The sequence below is a fragment of the Allobosea sp. CER48 genome, assembly GCF_044752385.1.
Classification (GTDB): domain Bacteria; phylum Pseudomonadota; class Alphaproteobacteria; order Rhizobiales; family Beijerinckiaceae; genus Allobosea.
This window is the reverse complement of record NZ_JBIWYK010000644.1, coordinates 1-1,434: the sequence shown is the minus strand read 5'-3', so window position 1 is coordinate 1,434 and position 1,434 is coordinate 1. Positions and strand designations below refer to the sequence as shown.

The following is a 1,434-nucleotide window of genomic DNA, read 5'->3' as shown; positions in this document are numbered from 1 at the left end:
GCGATCTGTTCCGGGAGCACCTGCTCAGGCTTGATCCGGTAACCCGGCATCAGCGCTTCGGCACGGCGGTCAGTGATGCCTTTCTGGAAAACTATGCGGCGACGACTTTCGGCGTCGGCGGGCTCGTCTATGCCTATGTCGAGGATGGCGTCGTGCGCGGCGCGGCTGAATTGCGCGGGCTCGACGATCTGTCCGCACGGACCGGCGAGGCCGCCTTCAGCGTCGAGATGGACTGGCGTCGGCGCGGCATCGGCGCCAAGCTGTTCGGGCGGCTGATCATGGCTGCGCGCAATCGCGGCATCCGCACGCTCTATATGACCTGCCTGCCCGAGAACGCGGCGATGCGCCGGCTGGCAGCGAAGTTCGAGGCCGATCTCGCCGGGGGCTACGCCGATGTCGAAGGCGTCATCGCCACGGGCGGCCCGACGCCGTTCACGATCCTCGACGAGGCCCTCGACAACGCGGCCGGCTTCGCCACGCTCGCCTTGTCGATCCAGAAGAGCTTCTGGCCCACGGCGCTGCTGGCGCGGGCGCTGCGTCCCTAGGCGAGGGGGCGAGGGCGGCGGCCATGCCGCGGCCCTCGCTGCCGTCAGCGATTGAGAGAAAGGGCCGCGCCGGACTTGGTCACGGCGCCGTCCAGCGAGCCGCCGCCGCCCGAGCGCAGCCGCGCCGCAACCGTGCCGCCCTGCTGGTAGAGATAGACCTCGCCGTCGCGATAGTCCCAGGCCGTGATCTTCTGCAGGTCGCGGTTGGCGCAGCCCGAAGAGCTGGCGCGATAGAGATCGAGCGTCGGCGTACTCGACAGCTGCACGCGGCAGGAGCCGCCGGTCGCCTCGCGGGCCGTCCAGCCGCCGACCATGCTGTCGCGGCCCGGGGCCGGGGCGGCGCGCGGCGCGGCCGGAGCGGCGCCGAGACCGGCAACCTGATTGCTGCTGCCGCGCAGGCCGGGAGCCTCGGGCTGGCCGGTCGGCGGCAGCGGCTGCCCCTGTGCCGGGGGAGCGGCATTGGGGTTGAAGAACGGGTCCTGCGGCGGCGGCAGGGCGCCTCCGCCGGGCGGCGGGGCGGATGCCGCAGGGTAACCGCCGGGTGGCGGCAGCGGCTCGGACGTGATCGGCGCGGAGGAGACCGGCGGGGCCGAAGGCATGACCGGCTGGCTGTAGGAGGGCGGGTTCATCACCTGGCCGGTGAAGCGCTGCGAGCCCGCGCAAGCGGTCAGAGCCAGCAAAGGCAGGAGAGCGGCTGCGCGTTTGAGGGCGGCAGGCTTGGCAATCGTCGTCGTCATCATGCGGCGCGGGTTCCGATCTCGGTCAGCCGAACTTTGCGTCATTATCACAGGAACTCAAATGAACGCGGCATGAGCATGGTCTAGCGCAGGCCGGGCGCGATGCGAACCCGTGACGCGTGCTCTGGTTCCAAGAGATGTGGGCAGGCATA

The 1,434-nt window shown here is 70.8% G+C and carries 2 protein-coding genes; one reads left to right on the top strand and one right to left on the bottom strand.

Annotated elements, in window-relative coordinates; translation table 11 throughout:
- On the top strand, positions 1–545 hold a 545-nt coding region (locus tag ACIPIA_RS16245), incomplete at its 5' end, for a GNAT family N-acetyltransferase (RefSeq protein WP_400511009.1).
- A gap of 44 nt (positions 546–589) precedes the next feature.
- Here the strand turns inward: ACIPIA_RS16245 and ACIPIA_RS16240 are convergent.
- Complete coding sequence (locus ACIPIA_RS16240) at positions 590–1,282, bottom strand: AprI/Inh family metalloprotease inhibitor (protein ID WP_400511010.1); 693 nt, start codon at positions 1,280–1,282, stop codon at positions 590–592.
- Positions 1,283–1,434: the final 152 nt, after the last annotated feature.